General features: G+C 49.5%; 22 protein-coding genes. 2 read left to right on the top strand and 20 right to left on the bottom strand.

Features of this window, described 5'->3' with window-relative positions; all coding sequences use genetic code 11:
• Positions 1–704: 704 nt before the first annotated feature.
• Both T497_RS0101765 and T497_RS0101760 read left to right on the top strand, forming a co-directional pair.
• Positions 705–1,064 (top strand): Asp23/Gls24 family envelope stress response protein, encoded by a 360-nt coding sequence (locus tag T497_RS0101765; RefSeq protein WP_028514133.1) that lies wholly within the window; start codon positions 705–707, stop codon positions 1,062–1,064.
• Positions 1,065–1,098: 34 nt separating this feature from the next.
• The gene (locus tag T497_RS0101760; protein ID WP_028514132.1) at positions 1,099–2,754 is read left to right on the top strand and encodes a DAK2 domain-containing protein; all 1,656 of its coding nucleotides are present in this window, start codon (positions 1,099–1,101) and stop codon (positions 2,752–2,754) included.
• Between the two features lie 393 nt (positions 2,755–3,147).
• Here the strand turns inward: T497_RS0101760 and recG are convergent, their stop codons facing one another.
• From recG to T497_RS0101655, 20 genes are all read right to left on the bottom strand, one after another.
• Entirely contained in the window at positions 3,148–5,184 is a 2,037-nt protein-coding gene (gene recG / locus T497_RS0101750) for an ATP-dependent DNA helicase RecG (protein WP_028514131.1), read from the bottom strand.
• A 12-nt stretch (positions 5,185–5,196) separates the two neighbouring features.
• Complete coding sequence (locus T497_RS0101745) at positions 5,197–6,411, bottom strand: sensor histidine kinase (RefSeq protein WP_028514130.1); 1,215 nt, start codon at positions 6,409–6,411, stop codon at positions 5,197–5,199.
• A complete protein-coding gene (locus T497_RS0101740) occupies positions 6,387–6,995 on the bottom strand; it encodes a response regulator transcription factor (RefSeq protein WP_028514129.1) in 609 nt (202 codons plus the stop codon). The genes T497_RS0101745 and T497_RS0101740 overlap by 25 nt, the downstream gene beginning before the upstream one ends.
• Before the next feature lie 404 nt (positions 6,996–7,399).
• Positions 7,400–7,681, bottom strand: coding sequence for a hypothetical protein (locus tag T497_RS0101735; RefSeq protein WP_051530436.1), 282 nt, complete (start codon positions 7,679–7,681; stop codon positions 7,400–7,402).
• A 51-nt stretch (positions 7,682–7,732) separates the two neighbouring features.
• A complete protein-coding gene (locus T497_RS0101730) occupies positions 7,733–9,265 on the bottom strand; it encodes a DUF4340 domain-containing protein (protein WP_028514127.1) in 1,533 nt (510 codons plus the stop codon).
• Entirely contained in the window at positions 9,262–10,893 is a 1,632-nt protein-coding gene (locus T497_RS0101725) for a Gldg family protein (RefSeq protein WP_028514126.1), read from the bottom strand. The genes T497_RS0101730 and T497_RS0101725 overlap by 4 nt, the downstream gene beginning before the upstream one ends.
• Before the next feature lie 27 nt (positions 10,894–10,920).
• Complete coding sequence (locus tag T497_RS0101720; RefSeq protein WP_028514125.1) at positions 10,921–11,640, bottom strand: ABC transporter permease subunit; 720 nt, start codon at positions 11,638–11,640, stop codon at positions 10,921–10,923.
• The gene (locus T497_RS0101715; protein WP_028514124.1) at positions 11,640–12,770 is read right to left on the bottom strand and encodes an ABC transporter ATP-binding protein; all 1,131 of its coding nucleotides are present in this window, start codon (positions 12,768–12,770) and stop codon (positions 11,640–11,642) included. The genes T497_RS0101720 and T497_RS0101715 overlap by 1 nt, the downstream gene beginning before the upstream one ends.
• A 107-nt stretch (positions 12,771–12,877) precedes the next feature.
• The gene (ribF, locus tag T497_RS0101710) at positions 12,878–13,762 is read right to left on the bottom strand and encodes a riboflavin biosynthesis protein RibF (protein WP_028514123.1); all 885 of its coding nucleotides are present in this window, start codon (positions 13,760–13,762) and stop codon (positions 12,878–12,880) included.
• A 4-nt stretch (positions 13,763–13,766) separates the two neighbouring features.
• The gene (gene truB, locus T497_RS15510) at positions 13,767–14,660 is read right to left on the bottom strand and encodes a tRNA pseudouridine(55) synthase TruB (RefSeq protein ID WP_037324167.1); all 894 of its coding nucleotides are present in this window, start codon (positions 14,658–14,660) and stop codon (positions 13,767–13,769) included.
• On the bottom strand, positions 14,660–15,610 hold the full coding sequence (locus tag T497_RS0101700) for a DHH family phosphoesterase (protein ID WP_028514122.1): 951 nt from the start codon (positions 15,608–15,610) through the stop codon (positions 14,660–14,662). The genes truB and T497_RS0101700 overlap by 1 nt, the downstream gene beginning before the upstream one ends.
• A 12-nt stretch (positions 15,611–15,622) precedes the next feature.
• Complete coding sequence (gene rbfA, locus T497_RS0101695) at positions 15,623–15,961, bottom strand: 30S ribosome-binding factor RbfA (RefSeq protein ID WP_028514121.1); 339 nt, start codon at positions 15,959–15,961, stop codon at positions 15,623–15,625.
• Positions 15,962–15,978: 17 nt separating this feature from the next.
• The gene (locus T497_RS0101690; RefSeq protein ID WP_028514120.1) at positions 15,979–16,569 is read right to left on the bottom strand and encodes a hypothetical protein; all 591 of its coding nucleotides are present in this window, start codon (positions 16,567–16,569) and stop codon (positions 15,979–15,981) included.
• A gap of 39 nt (positions 16,570–16,608) precedes the next feature.
• Complete coding sequence (gene infB, locus T497_RS17895; RefSeq protein ID WP_028514119.1) at positions 16,609–19,302, bottom strand: translation initiation factor IF-2; 2,694 nt, start codon at positions 19,300–19,302, stop codon at positions 16,609–16,611.
• A 74-nt stretch (positions 19,303–19,376) separates the two neighbouring features.
• Entirely contained in the window at positions 19,377–19,700 is a 324-nt protein-coding gene (locus tag T497_RS0101680) for a L7Ae/L30e/S12e/Gadd45 family ribosomal protein (protein ID WP_028514118.1), read from the bottom strand.
• Positions 19,669–19,947, bottom strand: a complete 279-nt coding sequence (rnpM, locus tag T497_RS0101675; protein ID WP_028514117.1) for an RNase P modulator RnpM — start codon at positions 19,945–19,947, stop codon at positions 19,669–19,671. The genes T497_RS0101680 and rnpM overlap by 32 nt, the downstream gene beginning before the upstream one ends.
• 2 nt (positions 19,948–19,949) lie before the next feature.
• A complete protein-coding gene (nusA, locus tag T497_RS0101670) occupies positions 19,950–21,152 on the bottom strand; it encodes a transcription termination factor NusA (RefSeq protein ID WP_028514116.1) in 1,203 nt (400 codons plus the stop codon).
• Between the two features lie 56 nt (positions 21,153–21,208).
• Positions 21,209–21,682 (bottom strand): ribosome maturation factor RimP, encoded by a 474-nt coding sequence (gene rimP / locus T497_RS0101665; RefSeq protein WP_028514115.1) that lies wholly within the window; start codon positions 21,680–21,682, stop codon positions 21,209–21,211.
• Positions 21,683–21,864: 182 nt separating this feature from the next.
• Positions 21,865–22,299 (bottom strand): SMI1/KNR4 family protein, encoded by a 435-nt coding sequence (locus tag T497_RS0101660; protein WP_028514114.1) that lies wholly within the window; start codon positions 22,297–22,299, stop codon positions 21,865–21,867.
• Between the two features lie 187 nt (positions 22,300–22,486).
• Positions 22,487–23,080, bottom strand: coding sequence for a hypothetical protein (locus T497_RS0101655; protein ID WP_028514113.1), 594 nt, complete (start codon positions 23,078–23,080; stop codon positions 22,487–22,489).
• Between the last annotated feature and the right edge of the window lie 278 nt (positions 23,081–23,358).

Here is a 23,358-nt window from a genome sequence, read left to right as displayed (position 1 = left end):
GAAAGAAGTCATCGGGCGAGAATAAAAAAGTCCTTTCATAAATAACCGCAATGCTAATATAGAAGCTTATATTTATTTATCGGGGGAAACCTTTCTGAGGAAAGGTTCTCCCCCGAACCCCTTTCCAAAGACTTTTATCTGGTTTTTTCGCAGATAGGGCGCTTCATAAATAAAAAAATCCTGCAAAATGCAGGAGCGCCCTATCTGTGAAAAAACAAAACGAAAGTTTTAGGGAGAGAGTTTGAGAGAAGCCCTTTTTTCAAAAGGGGTTCTCTCAATAATAAGCATAAATCTTCTTTATAAGTATCACGGTTACTCCCAAAAGGCACTTTTTTCAACGCGAACAGGTTGAATTTCAGAAAATTAATTTTTAATTTCGTTTATTTGCATAAATCAGATATCTTCAATTTGTTGAACTTCCATAACAAAAGCCCCTCGTTGAGGGGCTTTGTTTTTTCGGCGCCCGTTCACGATTGTCCGATGTTTTAATGTGGGCGGCGGAACGCCGCCCCTACAGGCTAACGGTTAAAGGCTAAGGGCTCGGGCGCACACTGTGCGCCCCTACAGCGCAGAGCCTGCGCCCATACCGGCTAAGATATCTTAAATTTTCACATTTTGGGTATTGTAAATCTATGCAAACTATGTTATAATTACTTAGATAGCGGTCATTCGTGCCGCATTTTTTCAAAAAGGAGTGATGACTCATGGTAGGCTTTGAAAATCATATCGGACAGATCACTATTTCGGAAAATTATCTCACCGAACTCGTTAAACACGCTGTTTCTGACTGCTTCGGTGTCGCAGACGTCAGCAACGTCAGCACTTTCCGTTCCGCTGTTTCTGCTCTTACCGCAGGCAAGGCTTTCAGAAAAAATAAGGGCGTTCGTCTGCGCACCGACAAGGACGGCGGTCTTATCATCGACCTGCATATCAAAGTGACCTACGGTACCAACATCACTGCTGCCGTAAACAGCATTACCCATAAGGTCAGCTTCACTGTGGAGGAAGCTGCAGGTATAAACGTACATAAGGTCAACGTTTATGTTGACGACCTGAACTCCTAAGCGTTCAGGCATATAGAATTGGAGGACTTTTACTGTGATACACGGTTCTTTACTCAGAGATGCCATTATCTCCGCTGCCGTTACTATCGGCAACCGCAAGCGCGAGGTCGATGAGCTGAATGTATACCCCGTTCCCGACGGCGATACAGGTACCAATATGTCAATGACTATCGGCAATTCCGTTGCCGAGCTCAAGCGTCTTGACGATAAGGCTCCAGTATCCGAGGTCGCTTCAACGGCAGCTTCTGCATTTCTGAGAGGCGCAAGAGGAAACTCGGGCGTAATACTTTCACTTATTTTCAGAGGCTTTTCCAAGGGACTTGCAGGCTGCACCGAGGCAAGCTGCGAGAACTTCGCAGACGCTTTGCAGTTCGGCGTCGAAGCCGCTTACAAGGCTGTTATGAAGCCTGTTGAGGGTACTATCCTCACTGTAGTCAAAGCGGCGGCTGCAAAGGCTAAGGAGATCGCTATAGAAACAAACGACGAGGTAACTTTCTGGAAAGAGGTCTGCGACGCTTCGGAGGCTACTCTTGCTAAAACTACAGAAATGCTGCCGCAGCTCAAAAAGGCAGGCGTTGTTGACGCAGGCGGAAAAGGTCTGTGTATCATATTCAGAGCTATGACCGATGTCTTCGACGGTGGCAAGATAGCTGAGTCCGCAGAAGCTCCTGCTGCTCAGGAGGGCTCGTCCGATTCCTTCAGAACTGCTGTCAGCGAGTATGACGATGATATCAGGTTTACATACTGCACAGAGTTCATGCTGGAAAAGGAAGAAAACTGCCCCGACGTGTTCAAGCTCCGCGCTTATCTGGAAACTATCGGCGACTGCGTTGTTGTTGTCAATGACGAGAAGATAATCAAGGTACACGTTCACACCGATAACCCCGGTAAGGCTATCACAAAGGGACTGGAGTTCGGTCACTTCATCAACGATCCCCGTCCGAAGATAGAGAATATGCGTATCCAGCACGAAAACAAGGTCAAGGACGCTAAGGCTGCCAAGGAGGGACTTACTCCCGCAGAGCCTGAAAAGGAGTTCGGCTTCGTTGCTGTTGCCGCAGGTCACGGTCTGGAGGCTATGTTCACAGACTTGGGCGCTGATGTTGTTGTAAAGGGCGGTCAGACCATGAACCCCTCTACCGATGATATTCTCCGCGCTATTATGAAAACTCCTGCGAATACAGTATTCGTGCTTCCCAATAACAAGAACATCATCATGGCGGCTGAGCAGGCTGTAAAGCTCACCGACAGAAAGGTCTGCGTGCTTCAGACAAGAACTATTCCGCAGGGTATCGCGGCTATGCTGGCTTTCGATGACAGCAGCAGCCTCTCCGAGAACCGTATCGCTATGACCAAGGCTTTCGAGAAGGTCTCAACAGGTCTTATCACCTTTGCGGCAAGAAACTCCGAGTTTGAAGGCCATCAGATAAAAGAGGGTGAGATACTTGCTCTCGATAACGGCAAGCTCTCGTTCACAGAGCGCGACATAAACAAGGCTACCTACAAGCTGGTCAAGAAGCTGGCTAAGGGCGATGTAAGCTATGTTACCCTTATCCACGGCACTGATGTGCCCGAGGAGGACGCCGAGGAGCTCCAGAAGTTCATTCAGTCCAAGCTCAGCGACAAGATAGAGGTAATGCTGGTAAACGGCGGTCAGCCTGTGTACTACTATATCATTTCTGTTGAGTAAGTATTGACAAGACGGATATAACGTGGTATAATGTATATAACCACGAATGAAAGTATGAAGCATTAGTTCATGCAAAAAAAGAAAATCCCGAGAGTTGCCGCTCTCGGGATTTTTTTGTGCTTTGTCGGGCTTACTTCCTGTCAAGCCACTTGCAAATGTAGTAACCAACTACACTTGCTGCGACAGAAATTACGAATGAAAGTATGTAGAAAAGCATTAGCTCACCTCCTTCCTGACGGAAGAAGCCGACACCTTATTATACCATATTTTCTCAAAAGCGACAAGACGTGCTGCAAGAATAAGCTAAATGCAAAACCTGCGGACTGCCGAAGGCAGCCCCTACAAAACGGATATTTCAAAAATTTCGGGCGCACACTGTGCGCCCCTGCATATCTATCCGATTATATCCTTGCTGAAAAGGCGCATTACGTCCATTTTCAGCGCTTTATTCTGCGGCTTTTCAAGGAGCGGATCGTCGGTGAGGAGCTCCCTTGCGCAGTTCTGGGCGCGGTTCATAAGCTCCATGTTGCAGGCGATATCAGCTATTTTCAGCGGTGGAAGTCCGTGCTGTGCGCTGCCGAAGAAGTCTCCCGGACCGCGCATTTTCAGGTCCTCCTCGCTTATCTTAAAGCCGTCTGTAGTCGAGGACATTATCTTCATTCGCTTCACGCAGTCCTCGGCAGTATTGTCGGTGATGAGTATGCAGCTGCTCTCAAAGCTGCCTCTGCCTACTCGTCCGCGGAGCTGATGAAGCTGGGACAGTCCGAAGCGCTCGGCGTTTTCAATGACCATGACTGCCGCATTTGGCACGTCGACTCCCACTTCCACAACGGTGGTGCAGATAAGCACCTGTATCTCGCCGTCGCGGAATTTCTCCATGACCTTGTCCTTTTCGGCGGCTCTCATCTTTCCGTGGAGCAGAGCCGTGGTATAGCCCTTTAAGTCACCCTTTGCGGCGTTCTCGGCGTAGGTCTTGACCGCGAAAAGCTCGCTTTCGCTCTCCTCTATCATGGGGCAGACCACATACGCCTGACGTCCCTCGTCAAGGCGCTCCCGTACAAAGCCGAATGCACGGCTGCGGAGCTTGCCCGTGACCGCATAGGTCTTTACGGGCTTTCTGCCCTTGGGGAGCTGAGTTATTGCCGATATATCAAGGTCTCCGTAGATGATAAGAGCGAGGGTGCGCGGTATGGGAGTTGCGGACATAACAAGCTTGTGGGGAGCGTCGCCCTTTTCAGCAAGTGCTGCTCGCTGTGCAACGCCGAAGCGGTGCTGCTCGTCGGTGATGACAAGTCCGAGCGCCCTGTACTCCACGTCCTTCTGGATAATGGCGTGAGTGCCCACGATAACGTCGATATTTCCTGCGGCTATGTCCTCGCGGACAGCCGCTTTTTTCTTTGCGGTCATTGAGCCAGTCAGCAGGCAGACCTTGACGCCGAAGGGTTCAAGGAAGTCGCTGAGGGTTCGGTAATGCTGTGCCGCAAGTATCTCCGTGGGAGCCATAAGTGCGGACTGTATGCCGTTTTTTGCCGTAAAATAGCAGGCTGCCGCTGCAACAGCGGTCTTGCCGCTGCCCACGTCGCCCTGCAAAAGTCGGTTCATGGGGACGTCACGGCAGAGGTCGGATACTATCTCGTCAACTGCCTTTTTCTGGTCGTCGGTGAGTTCAAAGGGCAGTCCCTCGGTGAAGTCCTTAACGTTCACGGCGGAGTCCATTTTGTAGGCGGTATTATTGCGGCTTCGGGACTTCATCACGGACATACCAAGCTGGAGCTTCAGAAGCTCGTCAAAGGCAAGCCTGCGACGCGCAGTCTCCGCGGCAAGCTCGCTCTCGGGGAAGTGGATATTCTCCAGCGACCACATGAGGGGGGCAAGGTCGTATTTCCGCAGTATATCGTCGGATAAGGTCTCAAAGGGCTCACTGCGCATTATTTCAAGAGCCTGCCGCATATTGGTGCGGACCATGGTCACGGAAAGTCCCTGAGTAAGATGGTATATGGGCTGTATCAGCACCTGCTCGGACGCCTTGATGTATATGGGGGAGCTTATCTCCTTGCGGAGGAAATTGCCCGACACCTTGCCGTACATATAGTAGGTCTCGCCCTCTTTCAGCGCCTGAAAGTAGTAGACGTTGTTGTAGACCACAATAAGGATATCGTCTGTACCGTCGGAGGCGGCGGCTTTGCAGATGACAAGTCCGCCCTTTATGCGCTGTGGAGGCATTTTTCTGAATATGGTAAGCTTTAATACGTTGTAGTCCCCGAGGACTGCCTGCGCTACGGGTACGTGTGTGCGGAAGTCAAGATAGTCCCGTGGGATATGATATATGAGCTCATAGGGCGTAGTTACGCCAAGCTTGCGGTATTTCTCGCCGCGTGCCTTTCCCACGCCCTTTAAGTATTCTATTTCGGTGAAAAGTGTTGTCGGCATAAAAATTCCTCGTTATTTCAAGAATACAAATTCAAATCGTGTGCCCTTGTCAGGCTCGGAATACACCAGTATATCGCCGCCGTGTCCGCGGACTATCTTCTGTGATATGGACATTCCCAGTCCCGAGCTGTACATGGTAGTATCGCTGGACTTGGACGAAAAGCGCTCGAAAAGCTTGGGGATATCCTCCTGCGGTATGCCCCTGCCGTTGTCTGTAAGGATCATTTTCACCATGACGGGATCGGCAGTGACCTCGGCGGATACCTCGGTACAGCCCGAGTGGTCGGCGGAGTTTTTCAGTATGTTCTCAACTGCCTCGCAGAGCCAGCTCTTGTCGCAGAGCATGGTGATATTCTCGGGGAGCTGTGTTCTTACGGTGATGTTCTTCTTGCGGAGCAGGGGCGATATGCGCTTTATGGCAAGCTGGCAAACTGCGGAGAGGTCGCTCTCCTGCATATCGTACTCCACTGCATTGGCTTCAAGCTTTGCGAACTTTATGGCTTCGATGACAAGGCGCTCCATACCGTCAAGGTTCAGCTGTATCTCGTCGGAGAGCTTCTCGCGGCGCTCCTCGGACAGGTCGTCAAGCTCCGTCAGCATATCCGTGTTGAGACGGACTACCGCAAGGGAGGTCTTTATCTGGTGAGAAAGGTCGGTGAGGAAAACGCGGAGATAGCGCTGCTCGCTGCTGAGGCTGAATTTGGTGTTGTTCAGTCTGTCCACCAGCATTTCCACGGCGTCGGATATCCTGTGGACTGAGCCCAAATCCTCGCCGTAAAGAGTTATGACTGCGTTTTCGGAATCGTCGGCGGCTTTCACACATTCATTGCGAAGCTTCTCCAAGTCGCGGTATATCGCCATGAGCTCGCGGAGAGATATGAAGTACCATATCGCCGATATCAGGGCAAGAAGTCCGAATACGGGATAGAATATCACCCTGCGGACAGAGCCGTAGTTCTTCATCATACGAGGGGGGATACTCCTGTCGATACTGTACTTTTTCATTGCCTCCTCTCCTGCCGATATAGAATCGTCGTCGGGGAAGTCCGTGAATTTGCCGCCCCCTGCCACGGAAAGCCCGGAGCGTATCTGCTCATGCACTATGACGTCCGCGCACTTGCCCGATATGAAAAATGCGGCGCAAGCCGATACAGCCAGCAGAAAGAGGAATATCAGCAGCAGCTTTTTCGGGGCGCGGTTGTTTATGAATCGGTCTGTTCTGTCCATTTATAGCCCATTCCTCTCTTGGTGACTATGGTGCCGCAGTTGTGCGCCTTGCTGAGCTTTTCGCGGAGTCGGCTGATGTTCACCGAAAGGGTATTATCGTTGACAAATTCGCCCTTTGAGTCCCATAAATAGGCGAGTATCTGCTCCCTTGTGAGATATCGTCCGCGGTTTAGCATAAGGTAGCTTAGGAGCTTCTGCTCCAATGCGGTAAGCTCTATTTCGGGGACTTCGGGTATGCGGCGGAGATTTGCACGGATACGTGAAAAGAGCTCGCGCAGACGGAAAGGCTTGGTGATGTAGTCGTCGCCGCCGCTGTCAAGTCCGCGGACGATATCGGCTTCGTCGTCACAGGAGGTCAGGAATATAACGGGAGTTTCCATTGTTTTGCGGAGCTGCCTGCAAAGGTCTACGCCGCTGCCGTCGGGCAGGGTAACATCAAGGATAATGAGGTCTGCATCGGGAGCCGCGGCTTCTGCCGCAGCAACTGTACGCACAGCAATGACGCTGTAGCCCTCGGTCTCAAGGGAAAGCTTTATATTGGCGTTTAGTGTTTCGTCGTCCTCAACGAGCAGTATCTTGTTCATAGTCTCACCCCATTGGCTGTTTAAGTGTTGTTATAATTCTATCATATATTTTGCTAAAAATCAAGGCGGCAGAGTTATCAGTGATTAGTGGTCAGTGATTAGTGCATAGTGTAGGGGCGGATATTATCCGCCTGTTAAGTGACGCCCTCTCTTACAGGGCGTCACTCTCCCGAAAACAATTCACTGGATTGTTTTCGGGATTCACCCTTGCGGAGCGCTTTGTAACTGAGGGGCTTTGCCCCTCACCCCACCAGAGGCGCCGCCTCTGGACTCCGCCCAAGGAACACGTCCCTTGGGAATCCCGTTCATATTGTCGGCAAGTAATTTCACGTTCACACAATAATTACGCATTATGCATTATGAATTATGAATTAAAACAGCCGCCCGTGCGGGCGGCTGCTCTCTTAGCTTTTCAGTGCCTTTTCAAGCCATACATTCGCAAAATCAAGTGCTTCGTAAAGTCCGCACTCGCGCTCTGCATTCTTGACAAATGCCTTCAGGGGGTTGGGCTCGTTTGTGTCCATCTGAACTATCCTTACCTTTGAGGTGACCTGCTCGCCGTTTTCCTCTTTGGTCTCAAGGATAGTAATGTAAATTACATACGGATCCTGCATATATCCGTAGTATATATCCTTGCCGTTCCTTACCAGCGGATAGCCCTTATAAGTGTTGAATTTCTCGCTCATCATAATACCTCCTTATATTCCTGTCATGCTTGGGTAAAAGCGGCTTCGCTCTTACCATGTTGTGATGTAATCCTCTCCTGTGCTTATGCGCTTGATGTTCTCCTTGAGAGTGTCCACATAAGACTTTGTGCAGTAATACTTGCTCTTGCCGTCTATTACTATCAGCGAGCGCATGAATGTATCCTCATAGAAGTCGTACTTCATAGTCCTGCCCATCTGCTCGTCCTTGATAGTTACCGATACCTCGGGCTCGCCGCTCGGTACAGGTGCGTCAAGTGCAAATTCCTCGGCGTTGGCGCTTATGAGGAATGAATAGAACAGTCTGTAGCGCTCGGCATCGAACTCCTTGCCGTTATTTGTGACATTGAAGTCCTCGGACTTGGGGCTGTCAGGGAAATTATCCTTGTCCTTGGGTTCTATCCTGAACTCTGCACTCTCACCGCCGCCGTTTACACTGAGCTCGGTGATGTTCCATACGTATGACGCTATCATTATTCTTGAGCAAATATCGCTTGGAGTAACTGTCAGCCACTTTGCACTGCTCTCGTCAATAATGTATATTACCTTGCCGCCCTCGAGCATACCGTATGCGCATCTGCCGCCGTTCTCATCGGCAAATACCTTGCCGAGAAGCAGCACATGGCTCTTTCCGTCGTCACAGTCCATAGTGACCTTGCAGAAGGGCTTGTCAAGTCCTGCCTCTGCGATATCAGCCTCTGTACAATGCAGTGTGCGGATATCCGAAGCGTAAAGTCCGAACATTCCCGATATGATATCAGTTGCCTTTTCTACTGTGAGATAGCTGTCTGTCGGCTCTACGAGCTTGTGAGGCGATGAAGTGCCGCCTGCGTGGGCGTCGGTCTTGTCTCTGTCGTACTTGATGAGGATATCATAGTCGATGTCCTCACGCTCTATCCTTAGACTTTCTACATTCGGCATTTCCTCGTCTGAGGGCTTTGCAAGAATGGTCTTTTCTATAAAATCCTTGCTGCTGTTTTTGTAGTTTGCGACAGTTGAGGTGTTTACAGTGTAAACGTCCTTGCGTCCGTCATCTACCATTAAGTAGGTGATGTCGCTTGACGGAGCTGCATCGCCTATGAAGAACTTTACCTTTGTTCCCGATTCATAGGTCAGCTCTACCTCAGCCGACGGTGAAGCAAGTCCGTATTTTGCAAGGTCGGTGCAGCCCTCAGCCACAAGTGACTGAGCCTGCATACCGTTTGCGTTGTTTGCAAGTGTACCTACCATTGCGGTATTGACATCAAGGTCTGTATAGCCGTCAAGAGTATAGGTCGCTCCTGTATTTTTTTCCTTGTCGGGACCGCTCTTCATTATGACATTGAGCTCGCCGCTGCTGTTCTTTACAGCAACGCTCTTTACTACAGCGTCCTCGGTGCCGTCGCTGACAAGGACGGTGCCCTGTCCGGCTGCCTGTGTGGCAAGAAGCTCGGGAGCAGACGAAGAGCTGCCGCCTCTGTGTCTTTCTGTTTCGCTTGGGTTAAGCTTCATATAGGCGAATCCGCCGCCCAGCATAGCTGCAAGCACAGCGCTGAGCGCGATAATGCCCTTAGCTTGTTTTTTCATTTGTTTCTTCTCCTTAACAGTACAGTTATGCCGATCGCAGCGATGATGAATGGGATAACCCAGCATACTAATATCTGTATGAACTTTGCCTGATCGGTAGAAGGCGATATTGCCGAATACTGAAGCGACTTGTCAAGGATAACAGTGCTGTTTTCCTTGCCTGCTATCTGATTTATTGCGCTTATAACAACATTTGCGTTGTTATATGTGGTGTTCAGGCTGATATAGCGGCTGTCCAGCATATCAGGGCTTCCCAGTGCGAGAACGCTGCTGGTATAGACATTGAAGTCCTCTGAGGTCTGCTTCTGTGAGAGCATAACTGCTGATTTTTCGCCCTTTTCGCCTACCTCTGCATTCTTATCGGTAATGCTTACTGTGTATGCCTCGTCATAGGAGCTGATGATGCTCTTTACGATGTTGCCGTTGTTCTTGGTTATCTCTGTGAGTGTTCTTGTATAAGGTGACACGATCGGGAGCTTATCATTCGGAAGAGTTCCCACTGCCTCGCTGTCGCTTACTTTAAGTACGATAGCATAGGCTGCGCCGATATTATACTGGTCGTCACAGATTATCTCGTTCTCTACCTTGATGTTCCAGTCAGCAAGAAATGCTTCGATATTGGGGAGATTGGTCTTTGAAACATCGGGAACGTATATAAGGTTCCTGTCGTACTTTCCGCCGTTGTAGAGGAAGTCGCTGAGCTTCTTGATGATGTCCTCGGAGAAGTCTACCGACGGAGCGAAAATAACTGCCATGTCGTAGTCCTCGGGCTTTATATCGTCAAGAGCGATATCAACGTCTGTACAGTCATAGCCGTTCTTTGCAAGGAGCTCGTTCTCAAATGCGTTTACTGCGCTGCCGTAGCTCTGTGCGTCAAACATTGAAGCGCCGTTCATTGTCATTGCAAAGGCTGTTTTTACGGGGTGAGCGTCACATATGTTTGTGATAGCCGATGTGATAGTGCTCTCGCCTGTGAACTTGAACTTGTACTCGCCTGTGGTCTGAGCTGTATACTGGTCGGGAGCTATCATGTTCATAACGTCTGTGTTGCTGATAACGCTTACTCTGTCGCCTGATGATACGATAATGCTGCCGCGCTCGATATCGCCGTTGTAGAACTTCTTGTACTGGTTGATGATATCGGGATCGACGTCCATATCAACGTATCTTACGTCAATGCTGCCATTGCCCTGCTTTGCGTATACTGAATACTTGTCGAGAAGCTCGGGGATAAGCTCAAATGGAGTATCATAGCCTGTCTGTCCGCGCCAGTAGCTTGCAAGTGCGTCAAAATAGTCTCTCTTTGCGGTAACTGTTATGGTAACGTCCTTGTTGATATTCTTTACAGCCTCTATCGATTCGTCGCTGAGCTCGAATCTGTCGTCGGGAGTAAGGTCTATCTTCATGGGCGAACGCTTTCCGATAACGCTTACCATGATATTCATAACTACCACGATAGCTACGACCAGAGCGATGACGATATAGAACATTGAGCCGTATTTCAGCTTCTTTCTGAAGCCTGAGGCAGGTTTTTCCTCCTTCTCAGTCTCCTCCTCTATGGTCACAAGCTCATCGGGAGCGTATTTATTTGTCAGGTCTTTATCCTTGTCTAATTCTTTTTTACTCATTTGTATCAAAACCTTCCTTTCTGAAAATCAGCTCCAACGTCTCTTCTCAAGCACCTTAACGGTGAAGAAGTTGAAGAGGAAGGCTGTGCTGATAAAGAATACTACACTCGGGAGACTGAATACTCCTTTGGTAAATTCAATGTATCTCGAATAGAAGGCTATTGATGAAACTGCCTTGAATATCACTCTCTTTACTAAGTTGCCGTTCTCCATATCCGCTACCAGACTCTCGGAGAGGTAGATAACGAATATAGCCACAAGGCTGACAACTGCCGACGCCATCTGGTTCTCGGTAAGTGAGGAGATGAAAAGTCCTACTGCGATAAAGGCTGCGCCAAGGAAGAGCATTGCGAAATAGTTTCCGAGGAGCGTCTGCCATACCACGTCACCGAGATAGTTGATGATGAATGCGTATACGAATATGATAGACTCAGCAATAATGAACAGTGTAAGTGCTGCGAAATACTTGCCGAGAACTATGTCCCACAGACTTATGGGAGCTGTGAGAAGTCCCTGATCGGTCTTGTTCTTCTTTTCCTCGCTGAGCAGCTTCATGGTCAGCACAGGGATAAGGAACATTACGATATAAAACATTGAACTGAACATACTTGAAGTATCGGCAAATCCGCTGGCGATGACTCCGTTATAGAAGAATATGCCCGATACCAGCCAGAACACAGCAAGAAATACATATGCTACGCCCGACGTAAAGAATGCGCCCATTTCGCGCCTGTAAATAGCCAGCATTATTCCTCACCTCCGTTATTTTCTGCGCTGTCTGCGGCTGTATCTTCATCGCCGCTGTCAACGATAGACGATTCTTCTTCCTCATCGTCCTCCTGAACGGCTCTGAGCTTGCCGCTTGCAGTGGTCTTTATCTCGATCCTTGGCTTGGACTTGCCGCCCTTGTCGTCGGACTTGCTGAGTCCCTCGTCCATGGTGATCTTGAGGAAGATATCCTCGAGTGTGAGGTCTGAGAGCTGGAGCATGAGTATATTCCAGCCGTTATCAGCGCAGAGCTTGTTGAGTGCGCGGCGGATATCGGTCTTGCCGTCGGTCTCGATATCGTAATCGTAAATGCCTTTTTCGCGCTCCATATCTGCGCGGACGTACTTTACGCCGTCCATGGCTCTTATCTTTTCTGCGATAAGACGCTTGTCGTCTGCGGTATGTGTAGGACCTTCGATACGAAGCGTCATCTTGTGCTCGTTGGTGATGTTCTTTGCTATCTCGTCGGCAGTGCCGTCAGCGGCTACCATGCCTCTGTTGATGATGATTATCCTGTCGCAGACAGCCTGTATCTCGGGAAGAATATGGGAAGAAAGGATAACTGTGTGCTTCTTGCCCAGCTTCTTGATGAGTGATCTTATCTCGATTATCTGATTAGGATCGAGACCTACTGTAGGCTCGTCGAGAATGAGCACGGGCGGATTGTTGATGAGCGCCTGTGCAAGACCTACTCTCTGGCGGTAACCTTTTGAAAGGTTCTTGATTATTCTGCCTCTTACGTCCTCTATCTTGCAAAGGCTGCAAACGTCCTTGAGGTGTGCCTTTCGGGGCAGCTTGCACTTCTTCATATCGTATACGAAGCCGAGGTAAGCCTCAACTGTCATATCAACGTAAAGCGGCGGTATCTCGGGAAGATAACCGATGTTTGCCTTTGCCTTCTTGGGATCGTCAAGGATATTGACGCCGTCGATAAGCACATCGCCCGAGGTTGACGAGATGTATCCCGTCAGCATATTCATGGTCGTGGACTTTCCTGCACCGTTAGGTCCGAGGAAGCCGAGTATCTCACCCTTTTCGACCTTGAAGCTTATATCGTTTACGGCAAGCTTGTCGCCGTATCTCTTGGTAAGGTTCCTGACCTCTATCATTGGGTTTTACCCTCCTTATTATATGTGCGGCATATACTGCCGCGTATTCGCACCTTTACTATGTTAATACTTCTATGTGATAGCACAGTGAAAGCAGAGCGAATTTTTTACAATATATTCAGGGCGGAGACTATATCAGCTTTTATCTGCCCCTTCAGCTCGTCCAATGAGCCGAATTTCATCTCGGGACGGATAAAGCTTTTGAAGTTTACGTCTATGTTTTTTCCGTAAAGGTCGCCCTTATAGCCGATGATATGAGTCTCCGCAAGAGGTCTGCGGACACCCTCTATAGTAGGCTTTACGCCCACATTGGTCACAGAAGGAAATATCCTTCCGCCTATATTTGTGAATGTACCGTACACGCCGTACCTCGGCACAAGCTGTCCCTCGGCAAAATCCTGATTTATAGTCGGGAAGTCGATAGTTCTGCCGATGTGATTGCCGTCCGTGACCGCGGCGCTTATAAAGTACGCAGAGCCGAGAAGCTCGTTTGCGGCAGGGATATCGCCGCTGAGCAGAAGCTCCCTTATGCGGCTTGACGATACGACGCTGCCGCCGTATTCGACTGCCCCTACTACCTCTACCTCAAAGCCGAAGCGTTTTCCGAAGCGGATAAGCTCCTGCGCTCCGCAGGCTGCATTTTTGCCGAATTTAAAATCGTCGCCGCAGCACACATGAGCAGCACGCAGCTGTCTGCCGAGTATCTCCTCAGCAAATTCTTCGCCGCTGAGACCGCAAAGGTGCTCAAAGGGCGGACTTATGATATCGTCCACGCCTATCTGCTCATAAAGGAGTATCTCCTTTTCGGTCCTTGTGTAGATATAGCCCGATGAGCCGCCTGATTTTCTCAGGGCGCACTCAGGCTCAAAGGTGAACACCGCAGGCGAAAGTCCCTTTCCGCGCTGAGCAAGTGCTGCATCTATAACAGCTCTGTGCCCTAAGTGTACGCCGTCAAAAAGTCCCAAAGCAACGGCTGTTCTTTTATTGTCCATGCCGTCACCCTAAATTCTTTCCCACGCGGAGCTCGCCTGTCTCAAAGTTTGCGAATGCGGTGCCGATGAAGCCTCCGTCAAAGCCGTAGACTCCGTACTGCTCGGCGCCGCTGCGTATGTCCCGCAGCCTTGATATGTCGAGCTTTACGCCGTTTCTGTACATTCTTGTCTGAGCCTCGCCCAGTCTCAGCTTCGGCAGCTTTTCAAATACGCGCTCTATGGGAAGTATCAGCTCTTCGAGCCTGCCCTTGTCCCTTGCACGCTGTATCTCCTCAAAGCTGTGGCAGTCGTCAAGGAAGAATCCTCCCGACGACGTTCTGACCAGTGAGGTCATTATGCCGCCGCAGCCCAGCTTTTCGCCGATATCGCTGATTATAGTTCTTATATATGTGCCCTTGCCGCAGGCTATGGACAGTACTCCCTCACGGGATACGCTGTCGTAGCTTTCCAGCACAAGGCTGTCTACCTCTATCTCACGCGCCTGACGCTCTACCTCTATGCCCTGCCTTGCAAGGTCGTAAAGACGCTGTCCGTTTACCTGCACAGCCGAGTACATAGGCGGAAGCTGCATTATCTTTCCCGTGAAATCGGGGATAACAGCTTCTATGTCCTCACGGCTCACAGCCATATCCGAGCGCTCACGCACCTCGCCCCACACGTCCTGCGTATCGGAGACGGCTCCCAGTCGGAAGCCTGCGCGGTAGCTCTTGGTATTGTCGGGCATGATGTCACAGGCTTTGGTGGCATTGCCTACGAATACGGGAAGGACTCCCATAGCCATAGGATCAAGAGTGCCGCCGTGACCGAGGCGTTTCATTTGCAGTATGCCGCGGAGCTTCGCAACCACGTCGAATGATGTGAAGTCCTGAGGCTTGTTTACGCAGAGGATACCGTTCATCAGCCGAGCGCCCTTTCGACAGCCTCGATGAGCTGCTTCTTTGCCTCGTCAAGTGGTCCGTTTATGGTGCAGCCTGCTGCCTTTGCGTGACCGCCGCCGCCGATGGACTGGCATATAGTGGATACGTTGACATCGTTAGCCGAGCGGAATGAGCACTTGTATACTCCGTCCTCGCGCTCGCGCATGAGTATGCCGACTTCTGTTTCCTCCAGCTGGATAGTGAGAGGTGCAAAGCCCTCCAGCTCCTCCATGGAAACGTTCATTTCCTTCATCATATCCTGCGTTACCGCAGCGATAGCAAGCTTGCCGCCGAGACAGTACTCCATGAGCTCGTTGACCTTTGCTTCGAGCTTGAGTCTGCCCATTGACTTTACGTCGAACATATAGCGGTTTATCCTTGCGAAGTTGATATCGTAGCTGCGCATCATCTCTGCGGCTATCTCGTGAGCGCGTGGAGTGGTGCAGCCGTACTTGAAGCAGCCAGAATCGGTAGCAATGCCCGTATAAAGGCACATTGCGCAGTGTTTTGTTATCTTGACGCCCATGTACTGCGCAAGCTCGTAGATTATCTCGCAGGCAGCTGTAGCGTCGCCGCGGAGCAGTGTTCTCTCCGCGAAATTCTTGTTTGAGATGTGGTGGTCGATACAGAGCTGTACCTTGTCGCCGTAAATGTCCTTATAATCGCCCATAAGGGTGGTATCGGCGATGTCCACCGCTATAACGGTCTTTGGTTCAAAATCTTCCCCCGCTCCCTCATCTGTGAGGAAACTGTAGCGTGACGGAAAAACGTCGTGGCACACGACTCTGCTGCGGATACCGAGCTGTGCAAGGATATCCTTCAAGCCGAAGCCTGCGCCTATGCAATCGCCGTCGGGATTGCGGTGAGTCAATATAACTGCGTCCTCGCAGTTTCTGAGAAAGAGCTCAGCCTCACTGAAGCCTATATACATATGAAGCACTCCTTACAGTAGGTCATGGAGCTTTTTGCTTATCTCCGCACTTCTCTCTATTGAATTGTCGGCTATAAACGTTAGCTCAGGCGCTTTGCGCATTTTTAGTCTGTGAAAAAGCTCCCGCTTGACAAAGCCTGCGGCGCTTTTTAGTCCCTGAACGGACTCGTTTGCTCTTTCGATGCCCTCAAAGCTGGATACGTATATCTTACAGCTTGACATATCGCCCGAAAGGTCTGCACGGACGATGGTGAGCATCTTGTCTATTCTCGGATCCTTCAGCTCGCGGAGGATCGCCGTCATCTCACGCTTTATATCTTCAGCCATGCGGCTGTTCTTGAAATTAGGCATTTTGTTCCTTTCTGCGGTCAGAGTTTGACTGTAAAGCCTCCCCCTGTTGTTTCCTCATGCTTGTCTGGATCGGCAGCCTTTGCGGTCTTTTTGGAAGCCTTTTTGGCAGGCTTCTTTGCCGCAGTTTTCTTCTCGGCTGTCTTTTTGGTGTTTGTCTTCTTTTCTGTCTTTTCCTCGGGCTTTTCGGCAGCTGCCTCAGTCTCCTGAGCAGTCTCCTCAGCCTTTGGCTCTTCAGCATTTTCAGCTGACTCGCCCTCGTCTGCGCCTTCGTGCTCCGTAAAGAAGCCACCCCCGAAGATCTCCGCAGAAAAAGCCTCGTCCTCAGCCGTTAAGCTGTAGTCGGGGATATCGTCGTCCCCTTCCTCGCCGTAGTAGATATCGGCATAGTTGCCGTACTCGGGCTCAAGCTCCACGTCGCGGACGGGGCGCTCTATGCCCATTAAGTCGTCTGTATACGGCTCGGGCGCTTCTATAGCGCTGCACTGACCGAGAAGAATCTTCTTTACAGATTCAAAGAAGAAAATATCTATAGGTCCAAAGTCGTCCCATGCCAGTGCTTCATTGCAGTACTGCAGCATATCCGCAGTACTCATTCTGCTGTTATCCATTAGAAATTCCCCCTTATCATTATCGGAAATTTTCGTTCATCAGTCCTCTCGGTACTCCTCAACGATGTATGTCTCGAAGATATCACCTTCCTTGACATCGCTGAACTTTTCAAGGCTGATACCGCACTCGTAGCCCTCGGCCACTTCCTTTGCGTCGTCCTTGAAACGCTTGAGTCCTGCTATCTCGTCATCTGCGATGATGATACCGTCGCGGACAACTCTTACCTTGCTGCCTCTTGTTACCTTGCCGCTGAGTACGTAGCTTCCTGCTACCATACCAACGTTGGATATCTTGTATACCTGACGCACTTCAACACGTCCCTGCTCGACATCGCGGTACTTGGGAGCGAGCATACCCTTCATAGCTGTGGATATCTCCTCGATTGCGTCATAAATGATACGGTAGAGTCTGATATCTACGCCGTCACGGGCTGCATTCTCGGCTGCAACGGGATCAGGTCTTACGTTGAAGCCTACGATGATAGCGTTTGAAGCGCTTGCGAGCATTACGTCGCTCTCCTTAACGGCGCCGACTGCACCGTGGATAACTCTTACTCTTACCTCGTTGTTGGAGAGCTTTTCAAGGGACTGCTTTACAGCCTCGACCGAGCCCTGTACGTCAGCCTTTACTACGATAGGAAGCTCCTTTATCTCGCCCTCTGCTATCTGGCTGAAGAGGTTGTCAAGTGTTACCTTGCGGTATGCGTTGAACTGCTCCTGCTTCTGCTCGTGCTTTCTCTGCTCAACGAGCTCACGGGCAAGTCTCTCGTCCTCAACTGCGTTGAAGATATCGCCTGCGCTTGGAACTTCGGCAAGACCTGTTACCTCAACAGGTACGGAAGGTCCTGCTGCCTTTACAGTTCTGCCCTTGTGGTTGGTCATTACACGTACACGTCCTACAGCGGTGCCTGCGATGATAACGTCGCCCTGTCTGAGTGTACCGTTCTGTACGAGAAGTGTTGCGATAGGTCCTCTGCCCTTGTCGAGACGTGCTTCGATAACAGTACCCTTTGCAAGTCTGTCGGGATTAGCCTTGAGCTCCTTGACCTCTGCAACGAGAAGTACGTTTTCGAGAAGCTCGTCGATGCCCTCGCCTGTCTTTGCTGATACGGGTACGCAGATAACGTCGCCGCCCCAGTCCTCGCATACGAGGTCGTACTTTGTCAGCTCTTCCTTTACACGGTCAGGGTTTGCGCCCTCCTTATCCATTTTGTTGATAGCAACGATAATGGATACGCCTGCTGCCTTGGCATGGTTGATCGACTCAACTGTCTGGGGCATGATACCGTCGTCTGCGGCAACAACAAGGATAGCGATATCGGTGATATTCGCACCTCTTGCACGCATTGATGTGAATGCCTCATGTCCGGGGGTATCAAGGAATGTGATGTCCTGTCCGTTTACGTTTACCTGATAAGCACCGATATGCTGTGTGATTCCGCCTGCTTCGCCTGCTGCAACGTGAGCGTTTCTGATACGGTCAAGGATAGATGTCTTACCGTGGTCAACGTGTCCCATTACAACTACAACAGGGCAGCGGGGCTGGAGATTTGTATCGTCGTCATCGGTATCGTCGATAAGGCGCTCCTCGATAGTTACGATGACTTCCTTTTCAACCTTTGCGCCCATTTCGTCTGCAACGATAGCTGCGGTATCAAAGTCTATCTCCTGATTGATAGAAGCCATTACGCCCAGCTTCATCAGCTGCTTGATGACCTCTGTAGCTGTAGCCTTGAGTCGTGTTGCAAGCTCGCCTACAGTAATGCTGTCGGGGATAAGTACCTTGAGCTGCTGCTTTCTTGCTCTTTCAAGCTCCAGTCTCTTCAGCTTCTCAGCCTCGGACTCCTTCTTGGAGAACTGCTGACGTGTTCTCTGTGCGGACTTCTGGTTTATCTTCTGCTTCTTGGAAGAGTAGTTGTCGTTCTTGTGCTTGTTGGAGGCTGCCATCTGGTCGTATCTCTCGTTGTACTTGTCGAGGTCAACGTAGCTTCCTCTTGTATCGACAGTGCGGCGCTGAGTTGAGGTCTGAGCTGTCTCAGAGCTGAATGTAGCGTTGAACTTGGTTCTCTCGCCTCTGTCCTGCGCCTTTGCAGGCTCTGTCTTTTTCTTGTCCTTCTTCTTGTCGCTCTTCTTTTCGGGAGTTGGTGCAGGAGTCTTTGCTTCGGGCTTTGTCTCAGCCTTTGGAGCTTCCTTGACGGGAGCTGTTTCCTGCTTCTTCTCGGGCTCGGCAGCCTTTACAGGCTCTGCCTTTGGCTCGGGCTTTGCCTCAGCCTTTGGAGCTTCCTTGACAGGAGCTGTCTCCTGCTTCTTCTCGGGCTCTGCTTTCTTTGCAGGAGCCTCCTGCTTCGGCTCTTCCTTTTTCTCGTGAGCTGCTGCCTTTGCAGGCTTTTCTTCCTTCTTGGGAGCTGCCTTTTCCTTTTTCTCGGCAGGAGCTGCTGCTTTCTTCTCCTCGCTCTTGGGCTCGGACTTCTTTGCAGCAGGCTTCTTCTCAGCCTTGGGAGCTTCTTCCTTTACGGGACGTGGATCGTTCTTTGAGTTGAAGTAATCGTTCAGTGAATCTACCGAATAGCGGTTCTTCATGTAATGCTCAAGAACAGAGTTCATCTCCTCCTCTGTAAGTGAAGAGCCTGTTTTCTTTTTATTATCTCCCTTTTCAGTGAAAAAATCAATTAATTCCTGTGCAGGGACGTTGATATCCTTTGCTGCGTCGCTAAGCTTTATCTTTTTTGCCATAGGCTTTATTTACCTCCATTGTACTATGCCGTGCGTGTCACGGCGAAATTATGATCCGTATCTATATAAACGCATTACTGCGATATGTCGGATATTATCTTTTCAAAGCCGTCTGTAAAGCCCTTATCCGTCACTGCTATGACGGCGGTCTCCTTGCCGCAGAGCTTTCCAATATCGGATTTGCTTATGTCTGCTTCAAGGTGCTTCACCGAGTATTTCTCACAGTAGAAGCGGACCTCCTTGACGGTCTTTGGAGAAGCGTCAGAGGCTGTGAGCAGGCACTGAGCTGTGCCGTTCTTTGCGGCTTCAACCGAGCTGTCAAAGCCCTTTACGGTCTTTCCTGCTCTTATACAGATACCCAGCAGATTAATTATCCTGCGGCTGCTCTCCGAGCTCATTCATCATCACCTCGTAAACGCTGTCCTCTATCTTGCATGAGAATGACTTCTCAAAGCGTCTTGCCTTTCTGGCTTTGTCGAGACACTCGCGGCTGCGGCAGATATACGCTCCTCTGCCTGCTGCCTTGCCCTTGAAGTCAAGGCTTATATCGCCCTCGGGAGACTTTACCACGCGGATAAGCTCCATTTTAGGCTTCATCTCGTTACAGCCGAGACACATTCTCATGGGTATTTTCTTAGGCTTCATAATTATTCCTCGTTTGCAGGAGCTTCTTCCTCTGCTGCTGCCTCGGCTGTTTCCTCGGCAGGAGCTGTCTCCTCAGCCTCTTCCTCAACAGGAGGAGCTGCTTCAAATACGGGAGCTACAAAGTCGGGGCTCATCTCGGGAGCTTCTTCGCCTGTTATGTTGTCGAACTGGGGCTTGATGTCTATCTTGAAGCCTGTCAGCTTTGCTGCAAGCTTTGCGTTCTGTCCCTTGTTGCCGATAGCAAGTGAGAGCTGATTGTTGGGAACGATGACTGTGCAGGCTTTTTCCTCCATAGAGGTGATGACTGTCTTTAATACCTCGGCAGGAGCAAGCGCTCTTGCGATGAATTCCTCGGGGACTTCGCTCCATGGGATAATGTCTATCTTCTCGCCGCTGAGCTCGTTCACTACTGCGGTGATCCTTGAACGCTTAGGTCCGATACAAGCGCCTACTGCGTCTACGTTCTCGTCCTTTGACCATACGGCTATCTTGGTTCTTGAGCCTGCTTCACGGGATATGGACTTTACTTCAACTGTGCCGTCGTATATCTCGGGAACTTCCTGCTCAAAGAGCCTCTTTACGAGGTCCTTGTGTGTACGTGATATCTTTACTACAGGCTTCTTGTTCTTGCCGATGATGCCTGTGATGTATACCTTGACGGACTTGCCCTCTTCAAGGTTCTCGCCGGGTATCTGCTCGTTGCGGAAGAGATAGAGCTCTGTTCCGTCGTATACAACGGTAACTGTACCTCTGCCGGGCTCTACCTGTGATACCTTGGCAGTTATGCACTCGTGCTCCTTCTGCTCGAACTTGCTGAGCATCTGCTCGCGGTTTATCTCACGCAGGTCGCCCTTGATGGACTGCTTTGCGGAGAGGGCTGCCATTCTGCCAAGCTTGGAGATATCCAGCTCCTTCATGATAGTGCCGCCCACCATAGCGTTGGGATCCATAGTTCTTGCAACGTCGATGTTTACCTCGTTCTCGTCGATAGGCTCATCGTCGATGATGTCCTGTCTGATATACATCTCGAACTTCTTTGTCTTGGGATCGATCTCAACGGAAATTCTCTCCTCGCTGTGTGGGTAAGCTCTTCTTGCCGCCTTGAGCATAGCCGATTTAACCTTTTCGATGAGAAGCTCGGTCTCTACGCTGTTTTCTTCACCGAGAGCTTCAAGCGCTCTGAAAAAGTCCTTATTCATGTTCATGTCTGTAAATTCCTCCAATATATTTTATTTTGGTTTTAAGCAAATATTGTTATTTTTCAGAAATCCAGATAAAGCTTTACGAAAGCTATATCTGCCAGAGGGAACTTCTTTTCCTCTCCGCTTTCAAGTATGACGGTGACGCCCTCCTTGTCAGCCCCTGCAAGCTGTGCGACTATTTCCTTTTCGCCGTCAACAGCTCTGATGAAATGCACTCTTACGGTGTCGCCCTGACAGACCTCGAAGTGCTCCTCCTTGACAAGCTCGCGTTCCAGACCTGCCGAGCCTACTTCAAGCATATAGCTCTGAGCGATAAGATCCTTTTCGTCGAGAATATCGCTGATAGGAGCGTTGGCGCGTTCACAGTCCGCAATGGTTATGCCCTCGTCCTGATCGATGAACACGCGGAGATACCACATAGCGCCTTCCTTTTCGTAGCAGACGTCCCAGAGGTAGTAGCCCAGCTCGTCGGTAATGGGCTTGATAAGGTCGTATACCTTTTGTTCCGTACCGCCGAATTTTTTGAATTTCATAGGCAGTTTTTCCCGATATTTCGGGTTTCTCCTTTCTCTGTAATGTAATAGTCCCAATATAAATACTAAAGACCGGAAGGGTTCCGGTCTTTGGGTTTACTATCATCATAAAGTATTATACCACGGTTTTTCGCAAAAATCAAGTGTTTTTCGGAATTTTTTTCAAAAAAATCCCAAGTTTTTCAGCTTTTTCTCAGCATACGTATAACAAAGCGGTCAAGAAACTCCGAAAATGAACCGTATTCGGTGATATCACCGTGATCCTCACGCAGTATCTTTCCTGTCACGGAAGAAAAGCCTATGAACTCTCCGTCGCCTATGACCTCGCCGATTATGACCATGTCCTCGGGAACTAATTCACAGCCGACCTCAAAGCCGCCCACTCCTCTTATGACAGCAAGCTCATTGCAGATATCTGAATATCCCGAAAATCTCAGCCAGTCCTTTAATGCTTCGGGTATCTTTATGTCGTTTTCGGTCTCCCACGCCAATATCTCCTCCTCGGTATTCGGAGCAGAATACTCAAAATCGCAGGAATCTTCAAGCTCGCGGCTCAGTTCGGCTATTGCGGTTATTTTCTCGGTAAGGCTGTTATTCGGTATTTCGGGTATGAACATCGTGATTCTCCTTTCACTGAATTTATATTGATTATAGCAGTAAATATTCTTTGTGTCAAATCTCAGTTCCCGAAAAAACTGCCCCCGAAGTATGTGTCCCATACCCCAGAGGCGGTCATCGTATATATTAATTTATTAAATCCCTTTTTGTCCCTATATATAAAAGTGCTTATTTGCCGTAAACAGATCAGGCTCTGCTTAACTTAACAGAAGCAGCCTTTTCTACTAAAGCAGGCTTTACATCTGCCATCTTCAAAGCAGCTCTTTTATCTGCCATTTCCAGCGCAGCCTGTTCATTCTTTAAGCCTCTTACCATGTAATCCCTCGGAGGATCTACATGAGGTCTTGGCCAAACAATTATCGGGCCGATAACAATGATAATAATAATTACATGACGGCGCTCTTTACGGAACTTGTATCTGATTCCGTTTCCGCACCATTCACCCTCATTCTCTGCTAATGTCTTGAAAGAGGTGTTTTCCATTATATTCATGTATTCCTTGTCGTTCTGCAACGCTTTTATCACATCGGAGTCGCCCTGAAACTCTAACTTGTTCTTGATATTGACCTTTGCCGTTTCCATTGAAGCAGCAAGCTGTACCCCCTGAGCTGCTTTGGCTGTATTAACTTCCATCACATCAGAAAGCTGTACTCCCTGAAGTGTCTGCATTTTTGAAAGCTCTGCGTATTCTGCGCCTGCGGACATTGCACTTGTCATTGGTACTGCGCACATTGCGGCTGCTGCTAATGCTGTTATCATTCTTTTAAAATTGACCTTCATAATAATTTCTCCTTAATTTAAATTTAAAAAATACTGATTCGTAAAATAAAATTATGCCTGTGTGATATTGTCTGTTTTTGTTTGGATTTGTTTGGATTTTGTTTGGATAAAGATTTGTTTTAGGTGTCGCGCAACCCTATGCTTTTATTATACTCATTTTTTTGCGTTTGTATAGATGACATTTGTCACTTTCGCAGTGACATTTGTCACTAAAATAATGACATTTGTCACTTCTGTGTGCTAAAGCAAACAGGCGGCAAGTGCCGCCTGCTGTATGT

It is taken from the genome of Ruminococcus flavefaciens MA2007, assembly GCF_000621845.1.
GTDB lineage: Bacteria > Bacillota > Clostridia > Oscillospirales > Ruminococcaceae > Ruminococcus > Ruminococcus flavefaciens_E.
The sequence above is the reverse complement of the archived record's forward strand: the minus strand, read 5'-3'. Positions and strand labels throughout refer to the sequence as shown.

Coding starts and splice junctions, on each gene's coding strand:
- T497_RS0101700 (WP_028514122.1), bottom strand. CDS start 15,610: ATGTATATAGGCTTCAGTGAGGCTGAGCTCTTTCTCAGAAACTGCGAG.
- T497_RS0101730 (WP_028514127.1), bottom strand. CDS start 9,265: ATGAAAAAACAAGCTAAGGGCATTATCGCGCTCAGCGCTGTGCTTGCA.
- T497_RS0101690 (WP_028514120.1), bottom strand. CDS start 16,569: ATGGATAACAGCAGAATGAGTACTGCGGATATGCTGCAGTACTGCAAT.
- T497_RS0101745 (WP_028514130.1), bottom strand. CDS start 6,411: ATGGACAGAACAGACCGATTCATAAACAACCGCGCCCCGAAAAAGCTG.
- rimP (WP_028514115.1), bottom strand. CDS start 21,682: ATGAAATTCAAAAAATTCGGCGGTACGGAACAAAAGGTATACGACCTT.
- T497_RS0101765 (WP_028514133.1), top strand. CDS start 705: ATGGTAGGCTTTGAAAATCATATCGGACAGATCACTATTTCGGAAAAT.
- T497_RS0101680 (WP_028514118.1), bottom strand. CDS start 19,700: ATGAGCTCGGAGAGCAGCCGCAGGATAATTAATCTGCTGGGTATCTGT.
- ribF (WP_028514123.1), bottom strand. CDS start 13,762: ATGGACAATAAAAGAACAGCCGTTGCTTTGGGACTTTTTGACGGCGTA.
- T497_RS0101735 (WP_051530436.1), bottom strand. CDS start 7,681: ATGAGCGAGAAATTCAACACTTATAAGGGCTATCCGCTGGTAAGGAAC.
- rnpM (WP_028514117.1), bottom strand. CDS start 19,947: ATGAAGCCTAAGAAAATACCCATGAGAATGTGTCTCGGCTGTAACGAG.
- T497_RS0101660 (WP_028514114.1), bottom strand. CDS start 22,299: ATGTTCATACCCGAAATACCGAATAACAGCCTTACCGAGAAAATAACC.
- infB (WP_028514119.1), bottom strand. CDS start 19,302: ATGGCAAAAAAGATAAAGCTTAGCGACGCAGCAAAGGATATCAACGTC.
- recG (WP_028514131.1), bottom strand. CDS start 5,184: ATGCCGACAACACTTTTCACCGAAATAGAATACTTAAAGGGCGTGGGA.
- T497_RS0101655 (WP_028514113.1), bottom strand. CDS start 23,080: ATGAAGGTCAATTTTAAAAGAATGATAACAGCATTAGCAGCAGCCGCA.
- T497_RS0101720 (WP_028514125.1), bottom strand. CDS start 11,640: ATGCTGGCTATTTACAGGCGCGAAATGGGCGCATTCTTTACGTCGGGC.
- rbfA (WP_028514121.1), bottom strand. CDS start 15,961: ATGCCTAATTTCAAGAACAGCCGCATGGCTGAAGATATAAAGCGTGAG.
- nusA (WP_028514116.1), bottom strand. CDS start 21,152: ATGAACATGAATAAGGACTTTTTCAGAGCGCTTGAAGCTCTCGGTGAA.
- T497_RS0101740 (WP_028514129.1), bottom strand. CDS start 6,995: ATGAACAAGATACTGCTCGTTGAGGACGACGAAACACTAAACGCCAAT.
- truB (WP_037324167.1), bottom strand. CDS start 14,660: ATGAACGGTATCCTCTGCGTAAACAAGCCTCAGGACTTCACATCATTC.
- T497_RS0101715 (WP_028514124.1), bottom strand. CDS start 12,770: ATGATAGAGGTCAGGAACCTTACCAAGAGATACGGCGACAAGCTTGCC.
- T497_RS0101725 (WP_028514126.1), bottom strand. CDS start 10,893: ATGAGTAAAAAAGAATTAGACAAGGATAAAGACCTGACAAATAAATAC.